The 19,005-nt window shown below is 63.2% G+C and carries 15 protein-coding genes and 1 pseudogene; 6 read left to right on the top strand and 10 right to left on the bottom strand.

Annotated features, from left to right (window positions below):
• Positions 1-44: 44 nt before the first annotated feature.
• Both betT and epsC read right to left on the bottom strand, forming a co-directional pair.
• A complete protein-coding gene (gene betT / locus DFS21_RS13380; RefSeq protein WP_173862440.1) occupies positions 45-2,006 on the bottom strand; it encodes a choline transporter BetT in 1,962 nt (653 codons plus the stop codon).
• 256 nt (positions 2,007-2,262) lie between these two features.
• Entirely contained in the window at positions 2,263-3,201 is a 939-nt protein-coding gene (gene epsC, locus DFS21_RS13375) for a serine O-acetyltransferase EpsC (protein WP_046857529.1), read from the bottom strand.
• Between the two features lie 246 nt (positions 3,202-3,447).
• On the opposite strand from epsC, the gene tcyJ reads away from it, so the two are divergent.
• Genes tcyJ through tcyN form a run of 3 tightly spaced genes read left to right on the top strand, consistent with a single transcriptional unit; the run spans position 3,448 to position 5,682 of the window.
• Positions 3,448-4,254 (top strand): cystine ABC transporter substrate-binding protein, encoded by an 807-nt coding sequence (tcyJ, locus tag DFS21_RS13370; RefSeq protein ID WP_111532476.1) that lies wholly within the window; start codon positions 3,448-3,450, stop codon positions 4,252-4,254.
• Entirely contained in the window at positions 4,251-4,919 is a 669-nt protein-coding gene (gene tcyL / locus DFS21_RS13365) for a cystine ABC transporter permease (protein WP_046857530.1), read from the top strand. The genes tcyJ and tcyL overlap by 4 nt, the downstream gene beginning before the upstream one ends.
• Before the next feature lies 1 nt (position 4,920).
• A complete protein-coding gene (tcyN, locus tag DFS21_RS13360) occupies positions 4,921-5,682 on the top strand; it encodes an L-cystine ABC transporter ATP-binding protein TcyN (protein WP_111532475.1) in 762 nt (253 codons plus the stop codon).
• Positions 5,683-5,698: 16 nt separating this feature from the next.
• Here the strand turns inward: tcyN and DFS21_RS13355 are convergent, their stop codons facing one another.
• The 5 genes from DFS21_RS13355 to trxA all read right to left on the bottom strand — a co-directional run bounded on the left by DFS21_RS13355 (position 5,699) and on the right by trxA (position 11,216).
• Positions 5,699-6,349, bottom strand: a complete 651-nt coding sequence (locus DFS21_RS13355) for a gamma-glutamylcyclotransferase (RefSeq protein ID WP_110700140.1) — start codon at positions 6,347-6,349, stop codon at positions 5,699-5,701.
• A 336-nt stretch (positions 6,350-6,685) separates the two neighbouring features.
• Positions 6,686-7,654 carry a CDP-6-deoxy-delta-3,4-glucoseen reductase gene (locus DFS21_RS13350; RefSeq protein ID WP_102683474.1) on the bottom strand — a complete coding sequence of 323 codons (969 nt, stop codon included), beginning with the start codon at positions 7,652-7,654 and terminating at the stop codon, positions 6,686-6,688.
• A complete protein-coding gene (ubiD, locus tag DFS21_RS13345) occupies positions 7,654-9,120 on the bottom strand; it encodes a 4-hydroxy-3-polyprenylbenzoate decarboxylase (protein WP_046857534.1) in 1,467 nt (488 codons plus the stop codon). The genes DFS21_RS13350 and ubiD overlap by 1 nt, the downstream gene beginning before the upstream one ends.
• Before the next feature lie 196 nt (positions 9,121-9,316).
• Complete coding sequence (gene rho, locus DFS21_RS13340; protein ID WP_011536308.1) at positions 9,317-10,576, bottom strand: transcription termination factor Rho; 1,260 nt, start codon at positions 10,574-10,576, stop codon at positions 9,317-9,319.
• Between the two features lie 310 nt (positions 10,577-10,886).
• Positions 10,887-11,216: a thioredoxin TrxA gene (trxA, locus tag DFS21_RS13335; RefSeq protein ID WP_110700138.1), complete on the bottom strand. Its 330-nt coding sequence runs from the start codon at positions 11,214-11,216 to the stop codon at positions 10,887-10,889.
• Between the two features lie 244 nt (positions 11,217-11,460).
• Here trxA and ppx point away from each other — a divergent pair, with 244 nt between their 5' ends.
• The gene (gene ppx / locus DFS21_RS13330; RefSeq protein WP_102684972.1) at positions 11,461-12,963 is read left to right on the top strand and encodes an exopolyphosphatase; all 1,503 of its coding nucleotides are present in this window, start codon (positions 11,461-11,463) and stop codon (positions 12,961-12,963) included.
• Here ppx and ppk1 read toward each other — a convergent pair.
• On the bottom strand, positions 12,950-15,130 hold the full coding sequence (ppk1, locus tag DFS21_RS13325) for a polyphosphate kinase 1 (RefSeq protein WP_371918078.1): 2,181 nt from the start codon (positions 15,128-15,130) through the stop codon (positions 12,950-12,952). The genes ppx and ppk1 overlap by 14 nt on opposite strands.
• A 79-nt stretch (positions 15,131-15,209) precedes the next feature.
• Positions 15,210-16,220 carry a porphobilinogen synthase gene (gene hemB, locus DFS21_RS13320; protein ID WP_023631873.1) on the bottom strand — a complete coding sequence of 337 codons (1,011 nt, stop codon included), beginning with the start codon at positions 16,218-16,220 and terminating at the stop codon, positions 15,210-15,212.
• Between the two features lie 208 nt (positions 16,221-16,428).
• Between hemB and DFS21_RS13315 the strand changes: the two genes are divergently transcribed.
• Complete coding sequence (locus DFS21_RS13315) at positions 16,429-17,073, top strand: DedA family protein (protein ID WP_178082018.1); 645 nt, start codon at positions 16,429-16,431, stop codon at positions 17,071-17,073.
• 501 nt (positions 17,074-17,574) lie between these two features.
• Here DFS21_RS13315 and DFS21_RS26920 read toward each other — a convergent pair.
• A pseudogene (locus DFS21_RS26920) lies at positions 17,575-18,201 on the bottom strand (sterol desaturase family protein); the annotation flags it as partial.
• Positions 18,202-18,314: 113 nt separating this feature from the next.
• Between DFS21_RS26920 and elbB the strand changes: the two are divergent.
• A complete protein-coding gene (elbB, locus tag DFS21_RS13305; protein ID WP_110700134.1) occupies positions 18,315-18,983 on the top strand; it encodes an isoprenoid biosynthesis glyoxalase ElbB in 669 nt (222 codons plus the stop codon).
• The last annotated feature ends 22 nt before the right edge of the window (positions 18,984-19,005 follow it).

The following is a 19,005-nucleotide window of genomic DNA, read 5'->3' as shown; positions in this document are numbered from 1 at the left end:
TCCCACAGGTTTTGCCACAAACCTGCGGGAGCGTCCCCAGCGTTCTACCTGACCAGGTGCAGGTACTGCATGTGCCGCTCGTACTGGTCGAGGATGTCGTTGATGATCTGTTCCTTGCTGTAGCCCACCAGGTCGTAGTTCTGGCTGCCCTCGGACAGATGCACCTCCGCACGGTAGTAGCGGCGGTTCTTCAAGTCCTGGGTCCCCAGCCCGCCCAAGGCGAACGATGGCGTGAAGTAGCCGCGCATCTGCACCTGGTAGATGAACGGCTGCTCCTCGCCATGGCCGATCTTCAGGCTGACGTTGTCATGGCTCGGGTCGTCCTGGGTGATCAACACCAGGCCCTTCTGCTCGAACACCTCGCGCACCTCGGCGATGGCCGGGCGCACCACGTCGTCCATGAAGCGATACACCTCGTCCCGAGACGGGAAGTGCACCGCCTGGCTCAGGCGTTGGCGCCAGCCACCACGCCCGCGCCGGGATTGGGCGAACGGCGCCAGCGAATGCATCTGTGCGATCTGCCGCTGGCTTTCCAGGTAGAAGGCCTTGTGCAGCCCCCACATCATGCACAGCAGGATCAGCGAGAACGGCAACGAGGTCAGCACCACCGCCGACTTCAGCGAGTCGATGCTGCCGGCGAACAGCAGGCTGCTGGTAATCAGCGCAGTCATCGCACCCCAGAAGATCCGCAGCCAGTTCGGGCCGTCCTCGTCGGCGCCGCCGCCCTTGGCCGACAGCGTCGACAGCACCACGGTGCCGGAGTCGGCAGAAGTGACGAAGAACACGAAACTGATGAACACCGTCACGGCGATCACCGTCTTGCTCCACGGGTAGGTTTCCAGCAGCAGGTACAGGCTCATCGACGGGTTGTCGAGGGCTGACTGGCCGAGCGCGGTCATGCCGTGGTTGATCACCTGGTCCAGGGCGCTGTTGCCGAAGATCGACATCCACGCCAGGGTGAAGCCCAGCGGGATCAGCAGCACGCCGAAGACGAACTCGCGAATGGTCCGGCCCCGCGAGATACGGGCGATGAACAACCCCACGAACGGCGCCCAGGCAATCCACCAGGCCCAGTAGAACACCGTCCAACCGCCCAGCCAGTCGCGCTGCTCGCCGTAGGCGTACACATCGAAGCTCTTGCGCGGCAGGGCGCCAAGGTAGTCACCGAGGTTCTGGATCAGCGTATTGAACAGGTGCTGGGTGGGCCCGGCGAACAGCACGAACAGCAGCAGCGCGCAGGCCAGGAACAGGTTGATGTCGCTCATCACCCGCACGCCCTTCTCTACCCCGGCGACCGCCACGGCCACGGCCGCGCCCATCATCAGGGTGATGAGGATCACCTGCACCCATTGGCTGTGGCTGATGCCGAACAGGTAGTCCAGGCCTGCGTTCAGGTGCAGTACGCCGAAGCCCATGTCGGCGCCCAGGCCGAATACCGTGGCGATGATGCCGAAGCCATCCACTGCGTAGCCGATCGGCCCGTTGATGCGCTTGCCGATCAGCGGGTATAGCGCCGAGCGCAGGGCCAGTGGCAGGTTGTGACGGTAGGCGAAGTAGGCGAGTGCCATGCCGACGAAGGCGAACACACCCCAGCCGTGCAGGCCCCAGTGCAGGAACAGGATCTGCATCGCCTGGCGCCCGGCCTCGGCCGTGCCCGCCTCACCTTGTGGCGGCTGGAGCATGTGGGTCAGCGGTTCGGAGACGCAGAAGAAGAACAGCGTGATGCTGATGCCGGCGGCGAACAGCATGCCGGCCCAGGACAGGTAGCTGAACTCGGGCTCGTCATGGTCGGCGCCGAGCTTGATCTTGCCGTAGCCCGACAAGGCGGTGACCACCACGAAGACCAGGTACAGGGTCATGGCCAGCATGTAGTACCAGCCGACCGTGTTGGCCGCCCAGTTCTGCGCGGCCAGCAACCACTCGCCGGCAGCCTGGGGCTGGGCGATGACGATCAGGCCGAAAATGAGGATGAAGCTTGCCGCGAAATAGAACACGGGGGGGTTCATGCGGATCTTGCCGTTGGCAAGATCGGGGGTCGGTGCACTCATCGAACAGGCACCTCGTCACGGGACGTGAGGTTCGGATTGAACGGGTTCAGCAAAGGCGATTCCTCCTTTTGAACACCGGCAATGGACCAGCGTTTTTCGTTGAACAAGCGTTCAAGTTAAACATGGATTGGATTTCAATGCGACCCGATGCCGCTCCAGGGCGTGATCGAGGTGGGGGCGGGAACTCCCGCCGCCACGCCTCAAAAGCCTTGAGCTAGAGGGCTTTCTTGCCCTCGCAATCGAGCTGCAGGTTCGCCTGGGTAATGTTGCTGTCAGCCGGCACGCTGCGGGTCAGCCAGACGTTGCCGCCAATGGTAGAACCCTTGCCGATGGTGATCCGCCCGAGGATGGTCGCGCCGGCGTAGATCACCACGTCGTCCTCGACGATCGGGTGCCGCGCCAGGCCCTTGTGCAAGGTGCCGGACTCGTCGCTGGGGAAGCGCTTGGCGCCCAGGGTCACCGCCTGGTAGATGCGCACCCGCTCACCGATGATCGCGGTCTCGCCGATCACCACGCCGGTGCCGTGGTCGATGAAGAAGCTCGGGCCGATCTGCGCACCGGGGTGGATGTCGATGCCGGTGGCCGAGTGCGCCAGCTCCGAACTGATCCGCGCCAGCAGCGGCAGGCCGGCTCGATAGAGGTGGTGGGCCAGCCGGTGGTGGATGATCGCCAGGATGCCGGGGTAGCACAGCAGCACCTCGTCGACGCTGCGCGCCGCCGGGTCACCGTGGAAGGCGGCGAGTACGTCGGTGTCCAGCAGCACGCGCAGCGCCGGCAGGGCCGCGGCGAAATCCTGGATCAGGCGCAGGGCGTGGGTATCGACATCGACCACATCGGTCTTGCCATGGCGCGCCGCGTAGCGCAGTTCCAGACGGGCCTGGGCCAGCAGCGCGGTGAGGGCGGCGTCGAGGGTATGGCCTACATAGAAGTCCTCGCTTTCCTCGCGCAGGTCCACCGGCCCCAGGCGCATGGGGAACAGCGCGCCGCACAGCTGTTCGAGAATCTGCCGCAGCGCCTCGCGCGACGGCAGTTCGCGCCCGCCCTGCTCGCCGCTGCTGCGGCCATTGCTGCTGCGCCACTGCTCGCGGGCGTTGCGCAGGCCACTGACGATACCCTGCAGTTGCCAGTGCCCGGTTGATGGTTGTTCGCTCACGGTGTTTCTCCTGCCAGGCGGCTTTCTCGATTTACATACGCTCCTACAAGGAGGTGCAAAACACGATACGTCAAATCTGCCTCTTGGAAAAAACAACGCTTTATTCCATCCTGAGCTAAGTCGGGTATAAGCCGTTGCAATTTGCAGCTTTGGAATAACAACCTGATTTTTTATTATTTCCCGGCCTATGAAGCCCACCTCTATAGTCGCCACCTCACTACTTCCACAACAAGCGCGGGGCATGCCATGACCAAATTCGCCAAACCCCTTCTCAACGCCAGCCTGGCGCTCCTGCTCGGCGCTGGCCTGCTCGGCCAGGCCTTTGCCGGCGAACAGTTGAAGACCATCCAGGAAAAAGGCGTGATCAACGTCGGCCTGGAAGGCACCTACCCACCGTTCAGCTTCCAGGACGAAAACGGCGAGCTGACCGGCTTCGAGGTCGAGCTGTCCGAGTTGCTGGCCAAGGAGCTGGGGGTCAAGGCCAAGGTCCAGCCGACCAAGTGGGACGGCATCCTCGCCGCACTGGAATCCAAGCGCCTCGACGTGGTGATCAACCAGGTGACCATCTCCGAGGAACGCAAGAAGAAGTACGATTTCTCCGAGCCCTACACCGTTTCCGGCATTCAGGCCCTGGTACTCAAGGGCAGCGACAACGAGAAAAACATCAAGACTGCCGCCGATCTCGGTGGCAAGAAGGTCGGTGTCGGCCTGGGCACCAACTATGAGCAATGGGTGAAACAGGATGTGCCGACAGCCGATGTGCGCACCTACGAAGATGACCCGACCAAGTTCGCCGACCTGCGCAACGGTCGTATCGACGCCATCCTGATCGATCGCCTGGCTGCACTCGAGTACGTCCAGAAAACCGCCAAGGACAAGAAACCGACCGCACTCGCTGGCGAGAAATTCTCCAAGCTGGAATCGGGCGTGGCCTTGCGCAAAGGCGAACCTGAACTGCTCGATGCGCTGAACAAGGCCATCGACAAGCTCAAGGCCGACGGCTCGCTGGCCAAGCTGTCCGAGAAATACTTCGGTGCCGATGTCACCAAATGATCGCTGAAAGCCTGCAACTCGTTGTCGATTCCGCGCCCTTCCTGTTGAAGGGCGCGGGTTATACCGTGCTGCTCAGCGTCGGCGGCATGTTCTTTGGCCTGGTGCTGGGCTTCGCCCTGGCGCTGATGCGGCTGTCGAAGATCCTGCCGCTGGACTGGCTGGCGCGTATCTATGTGTCGTTCTTCCGCGGCACGCCGCTGCTGGTGCAGCTGTTCGTGATCTACTTCGGCCTGCCGCAGATCGGCATCGAGCTCGATCCGATCCCGGCCTCGCTGATCGGCCTGTCGCTGAACATGGCGGCGTATATCTGCGAGATCCTCCGTGCGGCAATCTCCTCGATCGACCGTGGCCAGTGGGAAGCAGCCGCCAGCATTGGCATGACCCGCACCCAGGCCATGCGCCGGGCGATCCTGCCGCAGGCCCTGCGCACTGCCCTGCCACCGCTGGGCAATAGCTTCATCTCGCTGGTCAAGGACACCGCCCTGGCGGCGACCATCCAGGTGCCCGAGCTATTCCGCCAGGCGCAGCTGATCACCGCACGGACCTTCGAGGTCTTCACCATGTACCTGGCTGTCGCGGTGGTCTACTGGATCCTCTGCAGCATCCTGGCGCACTTCCAGAACCGCATGGAAGCGCGGGTCAACCAGCACGACCAGGAGCACTGAAATGATCGTCGTAGAAGGCCTGAGCAAGCAGTTCAAGGGCCAGACCGTGCTCAACGGCATCGACCTGAGCGTGCAGCCCGGCGAAGTGGTGGCCATCATCGGCCCCAGCGGCTCGGGCAAGACCACCTTCCTGCGCTGCCTGAACCTGCTGGAAACCCCCGATGCCGGGCGCATCCAGATCGGCGATATCAGCATCGATGCCAACCGTCCGTTGGGTGGCCAGCAGAGTGCGATCCGCCGCCTGCGCCAACAGGCCGGTTTCGTGTTCCAGAACTTCAACCTGTTCCCTCACCGCACCGCCCTGGAGAACGTCATCGAAGGGCCGGTGATCGTCAAGAAGACGCCCCGCGACAAGGCCATCGAGCTGGCCAGGCGCCTGCTGGCCAAAGTCGGCCTGGCAGGCAAGGAGGACGCCTACCCCAAGCGCCTGTCCGGTGGCCAGCAGCAACGGGTGGCCATCGCCCGGGCCCTGGCCATGGAGCCGGAAGTGATCCTTTTCGACGAGCCCACCTCGGCGCTCGACCCCGAACTGGTTGGCGAAGTGCTGGAAACCATCCGCGGCCTGGCCGAGGAGAAGCGCACCATGATCATCGTCACCCACGAGATGAGCTTCGCCCGCGATGTCGCCAACCGGGTGATCTTCTTCGACAAGGGCGTGATCGTCGAGCAGGGCGAGGCCAAGGCGCTGTTCGCCAACCCGAAGGAAGAGCGCACGCGCCAGTTCCTGCGCAAGTTCCTAGGCACCGCCGCCGGCCAGGAGTGAAGCCGATGCGCGGGGCTCACACCTCGCGCAGGTTGTGGCAACGCCTGAAGCGCGCTTCCAGGTTGCGATCGGGCATCTGGTGGTTGCGCAGGGCGTTGAGGGTCTGCTCCACGTAATCGCGCGTGGTGCCATATCGCCCCTTGGCGCTGGCGAGGATCTGGCTGAGCAGGGTGTCCGGCAGGTTGCCCGCGTAGCACGGCAGGTGCCGCTCCAGCACGAAACCCAGCGCCTGCACCTTGCTGCCGTCGTCCAGGCGGCAGCTCAGCCAATGCGGACGATAGGCCGGGAACGGCATTTCACGCTGCCACAGGGCCATCAGCGAGTCGTGCAGGTTGGTTTCGTCCAGACGGAAGGCGAAGCCGCTGCAGGAGCCGCCACGATCCAGGCCGAACACCAGGCCCGGGCACTCCGGAGTGCCACGGTGTTCGTGGGACCACAGGTAGAGGCCGCGGTGGTAACCATGCACCCGCGCCCGCTGGCGCTCGACCGAGTTGCATTCGGGGCGCCAGATCAGCGAACCATAGGCAAACAGCCAGACCGGGCCGCCCTCATGTTGCGACATCGTGTCCTGCATCGAGCGATGCAATTGTTCGGCGGTGAGTTGTTGGCCGAAGTCGAGCGACGGCGGATAGGAGACTTGCCAGGATGAACTTTCAAGTGTCGACATGAGCTGCCGCCATTAATTCCTGAGAACTACCAAAGTGCAGGTATTGCCGTGCCTGTTCGGATGCTATCGCGGGGCAAGCCCGCTTCCACAAAGGCCTACCAGGATCGCGTGGGAACGGGTTTGCCCGGCGATTTACCTGGCACCTAACGTAAGGCAGAACGCACTTTGCACTCAACCCCGAAAACAGGATTTCATTAAAGCATCCGCTGAACGGAAACTAATAGTCCGAGTATAGCGAAACTTATTACCCGCACCGGTAACAATCTCCGCCATATAATCAACAGGAAAACACTTGGTTATTAAACCCGACACGCCCTTGCAGCGTGCCGGGTTACTTCACCCGCGTGGCGCGTAGGCGAACACGTCAGCCCGCATGCGGTGGGCATCCATGCCTGCCTCGACCAATGCATCGAGGGTGGCGTAGACCATGTTCGGCGAGCCACTGGCATAGACATGCACCTGGTTGAGGTCGCCAATGTCCTCGCATACCGCTTCGTGGAGCAGGCCACACCGCCCTTCCCAACCGCACAGATCGCTGACCACCTTGTGCAGGAACAGGTTCGGCAGGCGCTCCCACTCGGCCCAGTGCTCGATCTGGTAGAAGTCTTCAGGCCGGCGCACCCCCCAGTACAAGTGCACCGGGTGCTTGAAGCCCTGCGCCCGGCAGTGCTCGATCAGGCTGTGCATCTGCCCCATACCGGTACCGGCGGCGATCAGTACCAGCGGGCCGTCGGGCAACTCTGCCAGGTGCGCATCACCAAATGGCAGTTCGATGCGGGCCAGGCCATTGCGCTGCAACTGCTGGATCAACTGCACGGCACTGCTTTCGCGGGCCAGCACATGTAGCTCCAGCTCACGCCCACCGTGGGGCGCCGAAGCGAGCGAAAAAGCTGCCTTGTCCATGCCCTCACGCTCGATCATCAGGTATTGCCCGGCGTGGTAGCGGGGCGGCTTGCCGGCCGGCGCGCGCAGGCGCACGCGCCAGACATCGCCACCGATCTCGACGCACTCGCTCACGGTACAGGCCAGCTTGCGCAGCGGCAGCTCGCCCAGGGCCAGCACACCATCCCACAGCAACACACAGTCCTCCAGCGGCTCGGCGATGCAGGTGAACAGCTCACCGTGATCGCGCACCTGGCCTTCCTGGCGAACACTGCCTTCCACCAGCAGCGCGGCACACACATGGCAGTTGCCGTTGCGGCAGCTATTCGGGCAGTCATAGCCCAGGCGCCGTGCCGCATCCAGAATCCTTTCACCCGGTTCGACCGCCAGTACCGCCCCGGAAGGCTGCAAGGTTACCTGCATCAATCTATTCCCAACTGGTCCCACAGCTCATCGATACGGCGGGTGACGGCCTCGTCCTTGACGATGACCCGGCCCCATTCGCGTGTAGTCTCGCCCGGCCATTTGTGCGTGGCGTCCAGGCCCATCTTCGACCCCAGCCCCGATACCGGCGACGCGAAGTCGAGGTAGTCGATCGGGGTATTGTCGATCATCACCGTATCACGCTTGGGGTCCATGCGCGTGGTGATAGCCCAGATCACATCGTTCCAGTCGCGAGCGTTGATATCGTCGTCGGTGACGATAACGAACTTGGTGTACATGAACTGTCGCAGGAACGACCACACACCCAGCATCACGCGCTTGGCATGGCCAGGGTACTGCTTCTTCATGGTCACCACCGCCATGCGGTACGAGCAGCCTTCCGGCGGCAGGTAGAAGTCGGTGATCTCGGGGAACTGCTTCTGCAGGATCGGCACGAACACTTCGTTCAGCGCCACGCCAAGGATCGCCGGCTCATCCGGCGGCCTGCCGGTGTAGGTGCTGTGGTAGATCGGCTTTTGCCGGTGGGTGATGCGCTCGACGGTAAACACCGGGAAGCTGTCCACTTCGTTGTAGTAGCCGGTGTGGTCGCCGTACGGGCCTTCCGGGGCCATCTCGCCGGGGTGGATCACGCCTTCGAGGATGATCTCGGCGGTGGCCGGTACCTGCAGGTCGTTGCCACGGCACTTGACCAGTTCGGTGCGGTTGCCACGCAACAGGCCAGCGAAGGCGTATTCGGAAAGCGTGTCCGGGACCGGGGTCACGGCACCGAGGATGGTCGCCGGGTCCGCGCCCAACGCCACGGCTACCGGGAACGGCTGGCCAGGATGCTTCTCGCACCATTCGCGGTAGTCCAGCGCCCCGCCGCGGTGGCTCAGCCAGCGCATGATCACCTTGTTGCGGCCAATCACCTGCTGGCGATAGATACCCAGGTTCTGGCGGTCCTTGTTCGGCCCGCGAGTCACGGTCAGGCCCCAGGTGATCAGTGGCGCAACATCGCCCGGCCAGCAGTGCTGGATCGGCAGCTGGCCGAGGTCGACATCATCGCCTTCGACCACGATTTCCTGGCACACCGCGTCCTTGACCACCTTCGGCGCCATGGACACGACCTTCTTGAAGATCGGCAGCTTCGACCAGGCGTCCTTCAGGCCCTTCGGCGGCTCGGGCTCCTTGAGAAACGCCAGCAGCTTGCCGATCTCGCGCAGTTCTTCGGTCGACTCGGCGCCCATGCCCATGGCCACGCGCTCGGGGGTCCCGAACAGGTTGCCCAGCACCGGCATGTCGAAGCCGGTGGGTTTTTCGAAGAGCAAGGCCGGACCCTTGGCGCGCAGCGTGCGGTCGCAGACTTCGGTCATTTCCAGAACTGGGGAGATGGGAACCTGGATGCGCTTGAGTTCACCGCGCTGTTCCAGGCCACGAATGAAGTCGCGCAAATCGCGATACTGCATGCAAGGGCCTCGTGTTGGGCGTATCGGTCGGGGTGCAGAGTGTAGCGCCGTTCACGCCTTGTTTGGGGGCAAAAAATGAAAAGGGGCCGCTTTGCGATCCCATCGCGGGGCAAGCCCGCTCCCACAGATTCCGTGGGAGCGGGCTTGCCCCGCGATGGGCTGCAAGGCAGCCCCAATCAATGCCGGTCTGAAACGCTTACTTGCGCTTCATCGACAGGAAGAACTCATCGTTGGTCTTGGTCTGCTTGAGCTTGTCGACCAGGAACTCGATGGCGGCGATCTCGTCCATCGGGTGCAGCAGCTTGCGCAGGATCCACATGCGCTGCAGTTCGTCGTCGGCGGTCAGCAGCTCTTCGCGACGGGTACCGGACTTGTTGATGTTGATGGCCGGGAACACACGCTTCTCGGCGATGCGGCGGTCCAGGGGCAGCTCCATGTTGCCGGTACCCTTGAACTCTTCGTAGATCACCTCGTCCATCTTCGAGCCGGTTTCGACCAGCGCGGTGGCGATGATGGTCAGCGAACCGCCTTCCTCGATGTTACGGGCGGCACCGAAGAAGCGCTTCGGCTTCTCCAGGGCGTGGGCGTCGACACCACCGGTCAGCACCTTGCCGGAGCTCGGGATCACGGTGTTGTAGGCACGCGCCAGACGGGTGATGGAGTCGAGCAGGATGACCACGTCTTTCTTGTGCTCGACCAGGCGCTTGGCCTTCTCGATGACCATCTCGGCAACCTGCACGTGGCGGGTCGGCGGCTCGTCGAAGGTCGAAGCGACCACTTCGCCGCGCACGGTGCGCTGCATCTCGGTCACTTCTTCCGGGCGCTCGTCGATCAGCAGGACGATCAGGTGGCACTCGGGGTTGTTACGGGTAATGTTGGCCGCGATGTTCTGCAGCATGATGGTCTTACCGGCTTTCGGCGGTGCGACGATCAGGCCACGCTGGCCTTTGCCGATCGGGGCGCACAGGTCGATCACACGACCGGTGAGGTCTTCGGTGGAGCCGTTACCGGCTTCCATCTTCAGGCGCTTGTTGGGGAACAGCGGCGTCAGGTTTTCGAAGAGGATCTTGTTCTTCGCGTTTTCCGGACGGTCGAAGTTGATGGTATCGACCTTCAGCAGCGCGAAGTAACGCTCGCCTTCCTTCGGTGGGCGGATCTTGCCGACGATGGTGTCGCCGGTGCGCAAGTTGAAGCGACGGATCTGGCTGGGCGAAACGTAGATGTCATCAGGGCCGGCCAGGTAAGAGGCATCCGCCGAACGCAGGAAACCGAAACCATCCTGGAGAATCTCCAGCACGCCGTCACCCGAGATCTCTTCGCCGCTTTTCGCATGCTTCTTCAGCAGGGCGAAAATCACGTCCTGTTTGCGCGAACGGGCCATGTTTTCGATGCCCATCTGTTCGGCCATTTCCAAAAGATCGGTAATCGGCTTTTGCTTGAGTTCTGTCAGGTTCATAAGGGGAGTGACGTAATCATGTAAGGAAGGGAAAAATTAAGCAGTTGGCTTAATGAGGCCGCGCCGCTAGATGGCGACAGGATCGCGTACTGATTCGAATTAGGGATGCTTCGGCGACGGCGTGCAGAGGGCACTGGAGAAGCAGTGCGAGGCCGAATGTAACACTTGCTTTTTTCGACGTCTAGTGGTTTTGGCCAGTGTTTTACGGGGCTATCCGACTGGATGGTCGCAAGGCCGGGGCTCGCCAGCCCTCAGGAAAACCACCTACAACAGATAAAGAAAAGCCCCGCATTTGCGGGGCTTCATCCAATCACAGGCTGGCGTCGAGGAACGCTTTGAGCTGCGACTTGGACAATGCGCCGACCTTGGTGGCCTCGACGTTGCCGTTCTTGAACAGCATCAGCGTCGGGATACCACGCACGCCGTGCTTGGCCGGGGTTTCCTGGTTTTCGTCGATGTTCAGCTTGGCGATGGTCACCTTGCCTTCATATTCCGAAGCGATGTCGTCCAGTACCGGCGCGATCATCTTGCATGGGCCGCACCATTCAGCCCAGTAGTCGACCAGCACCGCGCCTTCAGCCTTGAGTACGTCGGCTTCGAAGCTGGCGTCGGTGACATGTTTGATAAGATCGCTGCTCATGGATATCTCCAGGTCGTAAGCACAAAAAAACGTTGCCCATCATAGCCGCACCCAGGCGCGACAGGAAGCCACAGACGATTGAGTGTAACTATAGTTGTGCAAGACGCCACGAATCGAAACTGTCATATCACGGTCATAACATTGCTATGACATTGCCATGCATCAAGCCTTGCAGTGCCGCTCGTTGGCGTAGGACCACGATCGTGGCACGATTGCCGGGTTAACGACCGAGAACCTCCAGACCATGCCGCATACCACCGCGAAGAACCTGTCTCTGATCGCCGCCATCGACCTGGGCTCCAACAGCTTCCACATGGTCGTGGCCAAGGCCCATCACACGGAAATCCGCATCCTCGAAAGGCTTGGAGAAAAGGTTCAGCTCGCCGCCGGCATCGACGATGAGCGCAGGCTCAGCGAAGAAGCCATGCAACGCGGCCTGGAATGCCTCAAGCGCTTCGCCCAACTGATCAACGGCATGCCGCAGGGCGCGGTGCGCATCGTCGGCACCAACGCCTTGCGCGAAGCACGCAACCGCAACGAATTCATCCTGCGCGCCGAGGCCATCCTCGGCCACCCGGTCGAGGTGATTTCCGGCCGTGAAGAGGCGCGCCTGATCTACCTGGGCGTGTCCCACACCCTGGCCGACACCCCGGGCAAGCGCCTGGTCGCCGACATCGGCGGCGGCAGCACCGAGTTCATCATCGGCCAGCGTTTCGAGCCGCTGCTGCGCGAAAGCCTGCAGATGGGCTGCGTCAGCTTCACCCAGCGTTATTTCCGCGACGGCAAGATCACCCCGGCACGCTACGCCCAGGCCTACACCGCCGCGCGCCTGGAACTGATGAGCATCGAGAACGCCCTGCACCGCCTGACCTGGGACGAGGCGATCGGCTCATCCGGGACCATCCGTGCCATCGGCGCCGCCATCAAGTCCGGCGGCCTGGGCAATGGCGAGGTCAACGCCGAGGGCCTGGCCTGGGTCAAGCGCAAGCTGTTCAAGCTGGGCGAGACCGACAAGATCGACTTCGAAGGGGTCAAGCCCGATCGCCGCACCATCTTCCCGGCGGGGCTGGCCATCCTCGAGGCGATCTTCGACGCGCTGGAGCTGCAGCGCATGGAGCACTGCGACGGTGCCCTGCGTGAGGGCGTGCTGTTCGACCTGCTGGGCCGCCACCACCACGAGGACGTGCGCGAGCGCACCCTGAACTCGCTGATGGAGCGCTACCACGTCGATCAAGGCCAGGCCGCACGCGTGGAGCGCAAGGCGCTGCACGCCTTCGACCAGGTGGCCAAGGCATGGGACCTAGAAGAGGGCAACTGGCGCGATCTTCTGGGTTGGGCGGCGAAAGTGCATGAAGTGGGCTTGGATATCGCCCATTATCACTACCACAAGCACGGAGCCTACCTGATCGAGCACTCCGACCTGTCCGGCTTCTCCCGCGAAGACCAGCAGATGATGGCACTGCTGGTGCGCGGCCATCGCCGCAACATCCCCAAGGACAAGTTCGCCGAGTTCGGCGACGAAGGCATCAAGCTGATCCGCCTGTGCGTACTGCTGCGCTTCGCCATTCTCTTCCACCACATCCGCGGCACCCAGCAGATGCCGAAAGTGGTGCTGCACGCCGGCGACAACAGCCTGGAAGTGGTTTTCCCTGGCAACTGGCTGGAACAGAACCAGCTGACCCAGGCCGACTTCGCCAACGAGGCGGAGTGGCTGGCCCGGGTCGGCTTCGTCCTCAGCGTACGTTGAGCACCGGGTTGCTCAGGCGCTCCAGCAGGGTCGCCTGGGCACTGCGCGGGTTCTGGTTGCCGGTCGGGGTGCTGCGCACGTAGCGCCCGTCCGGCTGCAAGGTCCAGGCCTGGGTGTTGTCGGTCAGGTAGCCTTCCAGTTCCTTCTTGACCCGTAGCAACAGCTTCTTGCCTTCCACCGGGAAGCAGGTCTCGACGCGCTTGTCGAGGTTGCGCTCCATCCAGTCGGCACTGGACAGGTAGATCTGCTCCTCGCCGCCATTGAGGAAATAGAACACCCGGGTGTGCTCGAGGAAGCGGCCGATGATCGAGCGCACATGGATGTTGTGCGAAACGCCCGGGATGCCCGGACGCAGGCAGCACATGCCGCGCACCACCAGGTCGATGCGCACGCCCGACTGGCTGGCCTTGTACAGCGCCTTGATGATCTTGGCGTCGGTCAGCGAATTGAACTTGGCGATGATGTGTGCCGGCTTGCCCTCCAGGGCGAACTGGGTCTCCCGGGCGATCATGTCGAGCATGCCCTTCTTCAGGGTGAAGGGCGCGTGCAGCAGCTTCTTCATGCGCAGGGTCTTGCCCATGCCGATCAACTGGCTGAACAGTTTGCCGACGTCTTCGGTGAGGGCGTCGTCGGAGGTCAGCAGGCTGTAGTCGGTGTACAGGCGGGCGTTGCCGGCGTGGTAGTTGCCGGTCCCCAGGTGCGCGTAACGGACGATCTCGCCCTGCTCGCGGCGCAGGATCAGCATCATCTTGGCGTGGGTCTTGAAACCGACCACCCCGTAGATCACCACCGCGCCAGCGGCCTGCAGGCGGCTGGCCATCTGCAGGTTGGACTCTTCGTCGAAGCGGGCGCGCAATTCGATCACCGCGGTGACCTCCTTGCCGTTACGCGCCGCGTCCACCAGGGCGTCGACGATCTCCGAGTTGGCGCCCGAGCGATAGAGCGTCTGGCGCACGGCAAGCACGTGCGGGTCCTTGGCGGCCTGGCGCAGCAGGTCGATCACCGGGGTGAACGACTCGAACGGGTGCATCAGCAACACGTCCTGCTTGCCGATCACGCTGAAGATGTTGTCGGCATTGACGAGCAGCTTGGGGATCGCCGGGGTGAACGGCGTGTACTGCAGCTCCGGGTGGCTGTCGAGCCCGGTGATGCTGAACAGGCGGGTCAGGTTGACCGGGCCGTTGACCTGGTACAGCTCGCTCTCGCTCAGGCTGAACTGCTTGAGCAGGTAGTCGGAGAGGTGTTTCGGGCAAGTGTCGGCCACCTCGAGGCGCACCGCATCGCCGTAGCGGCGCGAGAACAGCTCGCCGCGCAGGGCCCGGGCCAGGTCGTCGACTTCTTCGGAGTCCAGCGCCAGGTCGGCGTTACGGGTCAGGCGGAACTGGTAGCAACCCTTGACCTTCATGCCCTGGAACAGGTCATCGGCATGGGCATGGATCATCGACGACAGGAACACATAGTTGTCGCCAGGCCCACCCACGTCTTCCGGCACGCGGATTACCCGCGGCAGCAGGCGCGGTGCCGGAATGATCGCCAGGCCCGAATCGCGGCCGAAGGCGTCGACACCCTCGAGCTCGACGATGAAGTTCAGGCTCTTGTTCACCAGCAGCGGGAACGGGTGGGTCGGGTCGAGGCCGATCGGGGTGATGATCGGCGCGATCTCGTCGCGGAAGAAGCGCCGTACCCAGGTCTTGAGCTTGGGCGTCCAGTAACGGCGGCGGATAAAGCGAATGGCGTGTTTTTCCAGCTCCGGCAGCAGCACGTCGTTGAGGATCGCGTACTGGCGATCCACTTCGAGATGCACCAGCTCGCTGATGCGCGCCAGCGCCTGGTGCGGCTGCAGGCCGTCGGCGCCGGCCTGTTCGCGGGCGAAGTTGATCTGCTTCTTCAGGCCGGCCACGCGGATTTCGAAGAACTCGTCCAGGTTGCTGGAGAAGATCAACAGGAACTTCAGGCGCTCGAGCAGCGGGTACGACTCGTCCAGCGCCTGCTCCAGCACGCGGATATTGAACTGCAGCTGCGAAAGCTCGCGATGAATGTACAGGCTGCTGTCGTCCAGGCTCGGCACGGCGATCGCCGGAGCCGGCGCAGGCGCTGGAGCAGGGGCGGCTTCAGCGACAGGTTCCGGCTGCGCTACCGCCGGCAGGTCGGGCGGCGTCTGCACCATCTCTTCGGGCACGGCCTGGGCATCCTTGATCGCGACAGGGTTGAGCACTTCGTTATTCATCTGACGTTCCTGGAGAGCGTTACTGCCCTCTCATCATTTGAGCGGCACGCACGGCGAAATAGGTCAGGATGCCGTCGGCGCCTGCCCGTTTGAATGCGGTGAGGGATTCAAGGATCACGGCTTCGCTGAGCCAGCCGTTCTGGATCGCGGCCATGTGCATGGCGTACTCGCCGCTGACCTGATAGACGAAGGTCGGCACCTTGAACTCGGTCTTCACCCGGTGAACGATGTCCAGGTACGGCATGCCCGGCTTGACCATGACCATGTCGGCGCCTTCGGCGAGGTCGGTGGCCACTTCGTGCAAGGCCTCGTCGCTGTTGGCCGGATCCATCTGGTAGGAGGCCTTGTTGGCCTTGCCCAGGTTCAGCGCCGAGCCGACCGCATCGCGGAACGGGCCGTAGTAGGCGCTGGCGTACTTGGCCGAGTAGGCCATGATGCGCACGTTGACGTGACCGGCAACTTCGAGGGCTTCGCGGATCGCGCCAAGACGGCCGTCCATCATGTCCGATGGGGCGACGACCTGGGCGCCAGCCTCGGCATGGGACAGCGCCTGACGCACCAGCGCGTCGACGGTGATGTCGTTCTGCACGTAGCCTTCCTCGTCGAGGATGCCGTCCTGACCGTGGGTGGTGAACGGGTCAAGGGCCACGTCGGTGATCACCCCCAGCTCCGGGAAGCGGGCACGCAGGGCACGGGTGGCGCGCTGGGCGATGCCGTCCGGGTTCCACGCTTCGGCGCCATCGAGGGATTTCTTTTCGGTCGGGGTCACCGGGAACAGCGCCAGCGCCGGAATGCCCAGCTCTACCCACCCCTGTGCGGCTTCCAGCAGCAGGTCGATCGACAGGCGCTCGACGCCCGGCATGGACGGCACTTCTTCACGGCGGCCTTCGCCGTCTAGTACGAATACCGGAAGAATCAGGTCATCGACGGTCAGGGTGTTTTCGCGAACCAGGCGACGGGAGAATTCGTCCCGACGGTTGCGACGCAGACGGGTGGCAGGAAACAGACGATTGGCGGGGGTAAAGCTCACGGCAGACTCCTGAGCCCGCGCAGGCGGGCGAGCGCGACAGTTATAAGCGGCCATTATGACGCCTGTGTGACACCCGAGGGCAACCCTGCGACTTGTGGCCGCAGTCATTGTCCTTGTAGGAAATGTTCACGTCGAGACACATTTGGACACTTTCCCGATCGCGCCCGAAGGGGTAGGCTGCGCGTTCATTTCGCCAGCACGCCAGAAAATGCTTCAACAATTCCTGAACGATTTCGGCTATTTTGCCCTTTTTCTCGGCACGTTCTTCGAGGGCGAGACGATCCTCGTGCTCGCCGGGTTTCTTGCGTTCCGCGAATACATGGATATCAAGCTGGTAGTCCTGGTGGCCTTTTGTGGCAGCTACGCCGGTGACCAACTGTGGTACTTCATGGGCCGCCGCCATGGGCGCAAGATCCTCGCCCGCAAGCCTCGCTGGCAGGCCATGGGCGACCGCGCGCTGGAGCATATCCGCCGCCATCCGGACATCTGGGTGCTGAGCTTCCGCTTCGTCTACGGCCTGCGCACGGTCATGCCGGTGGCCATCGGCCTGTCCGGCTACCCGCCACGCCGCTACCTGCTGCTCAATGGCATCGGCGCCGCAGTCTGGGCCATGGCCCTGGGCCTGGCCGCCTACCACTTCGGCGCCATCCTCGAAGGCATGCTGGGCAGCATCAAGAAATACGAGTTATGGGTGCTCGGCGGCCTGCTGGTGTTGGGCCTCACGCTCTGGCTGCGCCGGCGCTTTCGCAATAGCCGCGCCGAGCGTCGCGCGGCGGCAGAGGGCCAGGCCGCCGAGGCTGAGCAAGCTGTAGCCGAGCAGCAGCAGCCAGAACAACGGCGTGACCAGCACTAAGCCAAGCGCGCCGGCCAGATACAGCGCGGGCGCATTCGACAGCAGGCGCGCCAGTTCCAGGCGCCCTGCCCAGGCCCGGTCTTCCAGCGCCACGCCCAGCACGAACAGCCCGAACGCCATCACCATCCAGCCCAATGCCAGGGCCGCGGGCGTCACCTGCTCCGCCACCTCCATCAGATAACTGCCCAACGCCACGTAGAACGCGAACTGCGCCGTGACGTACAGCTGCTGCGCAGCGCCCAGCGGGATCGCGAACTTGCGAAACGCGGCGAGGTCCTGCTTGGCCTGTGGATAAGCGGCGGCCACGTCCGCCGGCCGCCAGCCGGTGGGCATGAACCAGATGCGCAGCTTGTCCCACCAACGGGCCGTTCGCCGGGCGTCGTCCCACAGCTGGGCATAGAACTGCACGTTGGCCCACAGCGGGTTCCAGCTCGCCAAAGGCATGGTCACGCCAAAGATCACCGGCTCGCGCTCGTCCTCTTCCTGGAAGGTGCCGAACAGCCGGTCCCAGATTATGAACACGCCGCCGTAGTTGCGATCCAAGTACAGAGGATTCTGCGCATGGTGGACGCGATGGTTGGACGGCGTGATGAAAATCCACTCGAGCCAGCCCAGCTTGGGCACATGGCGGGTGTGCACCCAGAACTGGTACAGCAGGTTCAGCGATGCCACGGTGATGAACACCAGGGGCGGCACGCCCAGCAGCGCCAGCGGCAGGTAGAAGATCCAGGAAAACAAGAACCCGCTGCTGGTCTGGCGCAAGGCGGTGGTGAGGTTGTACTCCTCGCTCTGGTGATGCACCGAGTGCGCTGCCCACAGGATGTTGCGCTCGTGGCCCAGGCGGTGCAGCCAGTAGTAACAGAGGTCGTAAAGCACGAAGGCGACCACCCACACCCACCAGGCATCCGCCGGCAGCCGCAACCAGGCCAGGTGCTCCCATGCCACGGCATAGGTGACCAGCCCCACCCCTTTGGTCAGCAGCCCGGTGCTGGTGGACAGCGCACCGGTGCTCAGGCTGTTGATCGAGTCGGCAAGCTGGTAGTTGCGACGCCCGCGCACGCGGTCGGCGATCAGCTCCACCGCGATCAGCACGAAGAAGAACGGCACGGCCAGCAGAATCAGGTCCATGAACGGCCACCTCCAAGGTTGTTCACGAAGATTAGGCCCGGCGAAGGGCAAATCCCATGGCTACATCTGCCAAACTAGAGGACATTTAGCGCCTCGACACTGGAGTATTGAGCATGACAAAAAAAGTTGCGGTGATTCTGTCCGGTTGCGGCGTGTACGACGGCGCCGAAATCCATGAGAGCGTGATCACCCTGCTGCGCCTGGACCAGCGCGGCGCCCAGGTGCAGTGCTTCGCGCCGAACATCGCGCAGATGCATGTGATCGACCACCTGACCGGGGAGGAGATGCCGGAATCGCGCAATGTGCTGGTGGAGTCGGCGCGCATTGCCCGTGGCGAGGTGAAGGACATTCGCGAAGCCAAGGTCGAGGACTTCGACGCCCTGATCGTGCCGGGAGGCTTCGGCGCGGCGAAGAACCTGTCGAACTTTGCCGTCGAAGGCGCCAACTGCACCGTGCAACCGGACGTGCTGGCACTGGCCGAGGCGTTTGCCGACGCCTGCAAGCCGGTCGGGCTGATCTGCATCTCGCCGGCCTTGGCGGCGAAGATCTATGGGCCGGGCGTGGTCTGCACCATCGGCACTGACGCCGGCACCAGCGCGGCGGTGGTGAAGATGGGTGGCACCCATGAAGAATGCGATGTGCATGACATTGTCGAAGACACCCAGCGCAAGCTGGTGACTACCCCGGCGTACATGCTGGCCAAGTCGATCAGTGAGGCGGCGGGTGGTATCTACAAGCTGGTGGATCGGGTGCTGGAGCTGACCCACGAGGGTGACAAGTAAGGCCTCGAAGGCCTGCTACGCA

It is taken from the genome of Pseudomonas sp. 2848 (genome assembly GCF_003253945.1).
Lineage (GTDB): Bacteria > Pseudomonadota > Gammaproteobacteria > Pseudomonadales > Pseudomonadaceae > Aquipseudomonas.
The sequence above is the reverse complement of the archived record's forward strand: the minus strand, read 5'-3'. Positions and strand labels throughout refer to the sequence as shown.

What these genes read in the sequence shown, in the direction of transcription:
- tcyN (WP_111532475.1), top strand. Translation starts at nt 4,921, where the DNA reads ATGATCGTCGTAGAAGGCCTGAGCAAGCAGTTCAAGGGCCAGACCGTG.
- ppk1 (WP_371918078.1), bottom strand. Translation starts at nt 15,130, where the DNA reads ATGGTGCAGACGCCGCCCGACCTGCCGGCGGTAGCGCAGCCGGAACCT.
- trxA (WP_110700138.1), bottom strand. Translation starts at nt 11,216, where the DNA reads ATGAGCAGCGATCTTATCAAACATGTCACCGACGCCAGCTTCGAAGCC.
- ubiD (WP_046857534.1), bottom strand. Translation starts at nt 9,120, where the DNA reads ATGCAGTATCGCGATTTGCGCGACTTCATTCGTGGCCTGGAACAGCGC.
- betT (WP_173862440.1), bottom strand. Translation starts at nt 2,006, where the DNA reads ATGAACCCCCCCGTGTTCTATTTCGCGGCAAGCTTCATCCTCATTTTC.
- ppx (WP_102684972.1), top strand. Translation starts at nt 11,461, where the DNA reads ATGCCGCATACCACCGCGAAGAACCTGTCTCTGATCGCCGCCATCGAC.
- DFS21_RS13350 (WP_102683474.1), bottom strand. Translation starts at nt 7,654, where the DNA reads ATGCAGGTAACCTTGCAGCCTTCCGGGGCGGTACTGGCGGTCGAACCG.
- DFS21_RS13315 (WP_178082018.1), top strand. Translation starts at nt 16,429, where the DNA reads ATGCTTCAACAATTCCTGAACGATTTCGGCTATTTTGCCCTTTTTCTC.
- tcyJ (WP_111532476.1), top strand. Translation starts at nt 3,448, where the DNA reads ATGACCAAATTCGCCAAACCCCTTCTCAACGCCAGCCTGGCGCTCCTG.
- DFS21_RS13355 (WP_110700140.1), bottom strand. Translation starts at nt 6,349, where the DNA reads ATGTCGACACTTGAAAGTTCATCCTGGCAAGTCTCCTATCCGCCGTCG.
- rho (WP_011536308.1), bottom strand. Translation starts at nt 10,576, where the DNA reads ATGAACCTGACAGAACTCAAGCAAAAGCCGATTACCGATCTTTTGGAA.
- tcyL (WP_046857530.1), top strand. Translation starts at nt 4,251, where the DNA reads ATGATCGCTGAAAGCCTGCAACTCGTTGTCGATTCCGCGCCCTTCCTG.
- elbB (WP_110700134.1), top strand. Translation starts at nt 18,315, where the DNA reads ATGACAAAAAAAGTTGCGGTGATTCTGTCCGGTTGCGGCGTGTACGAC.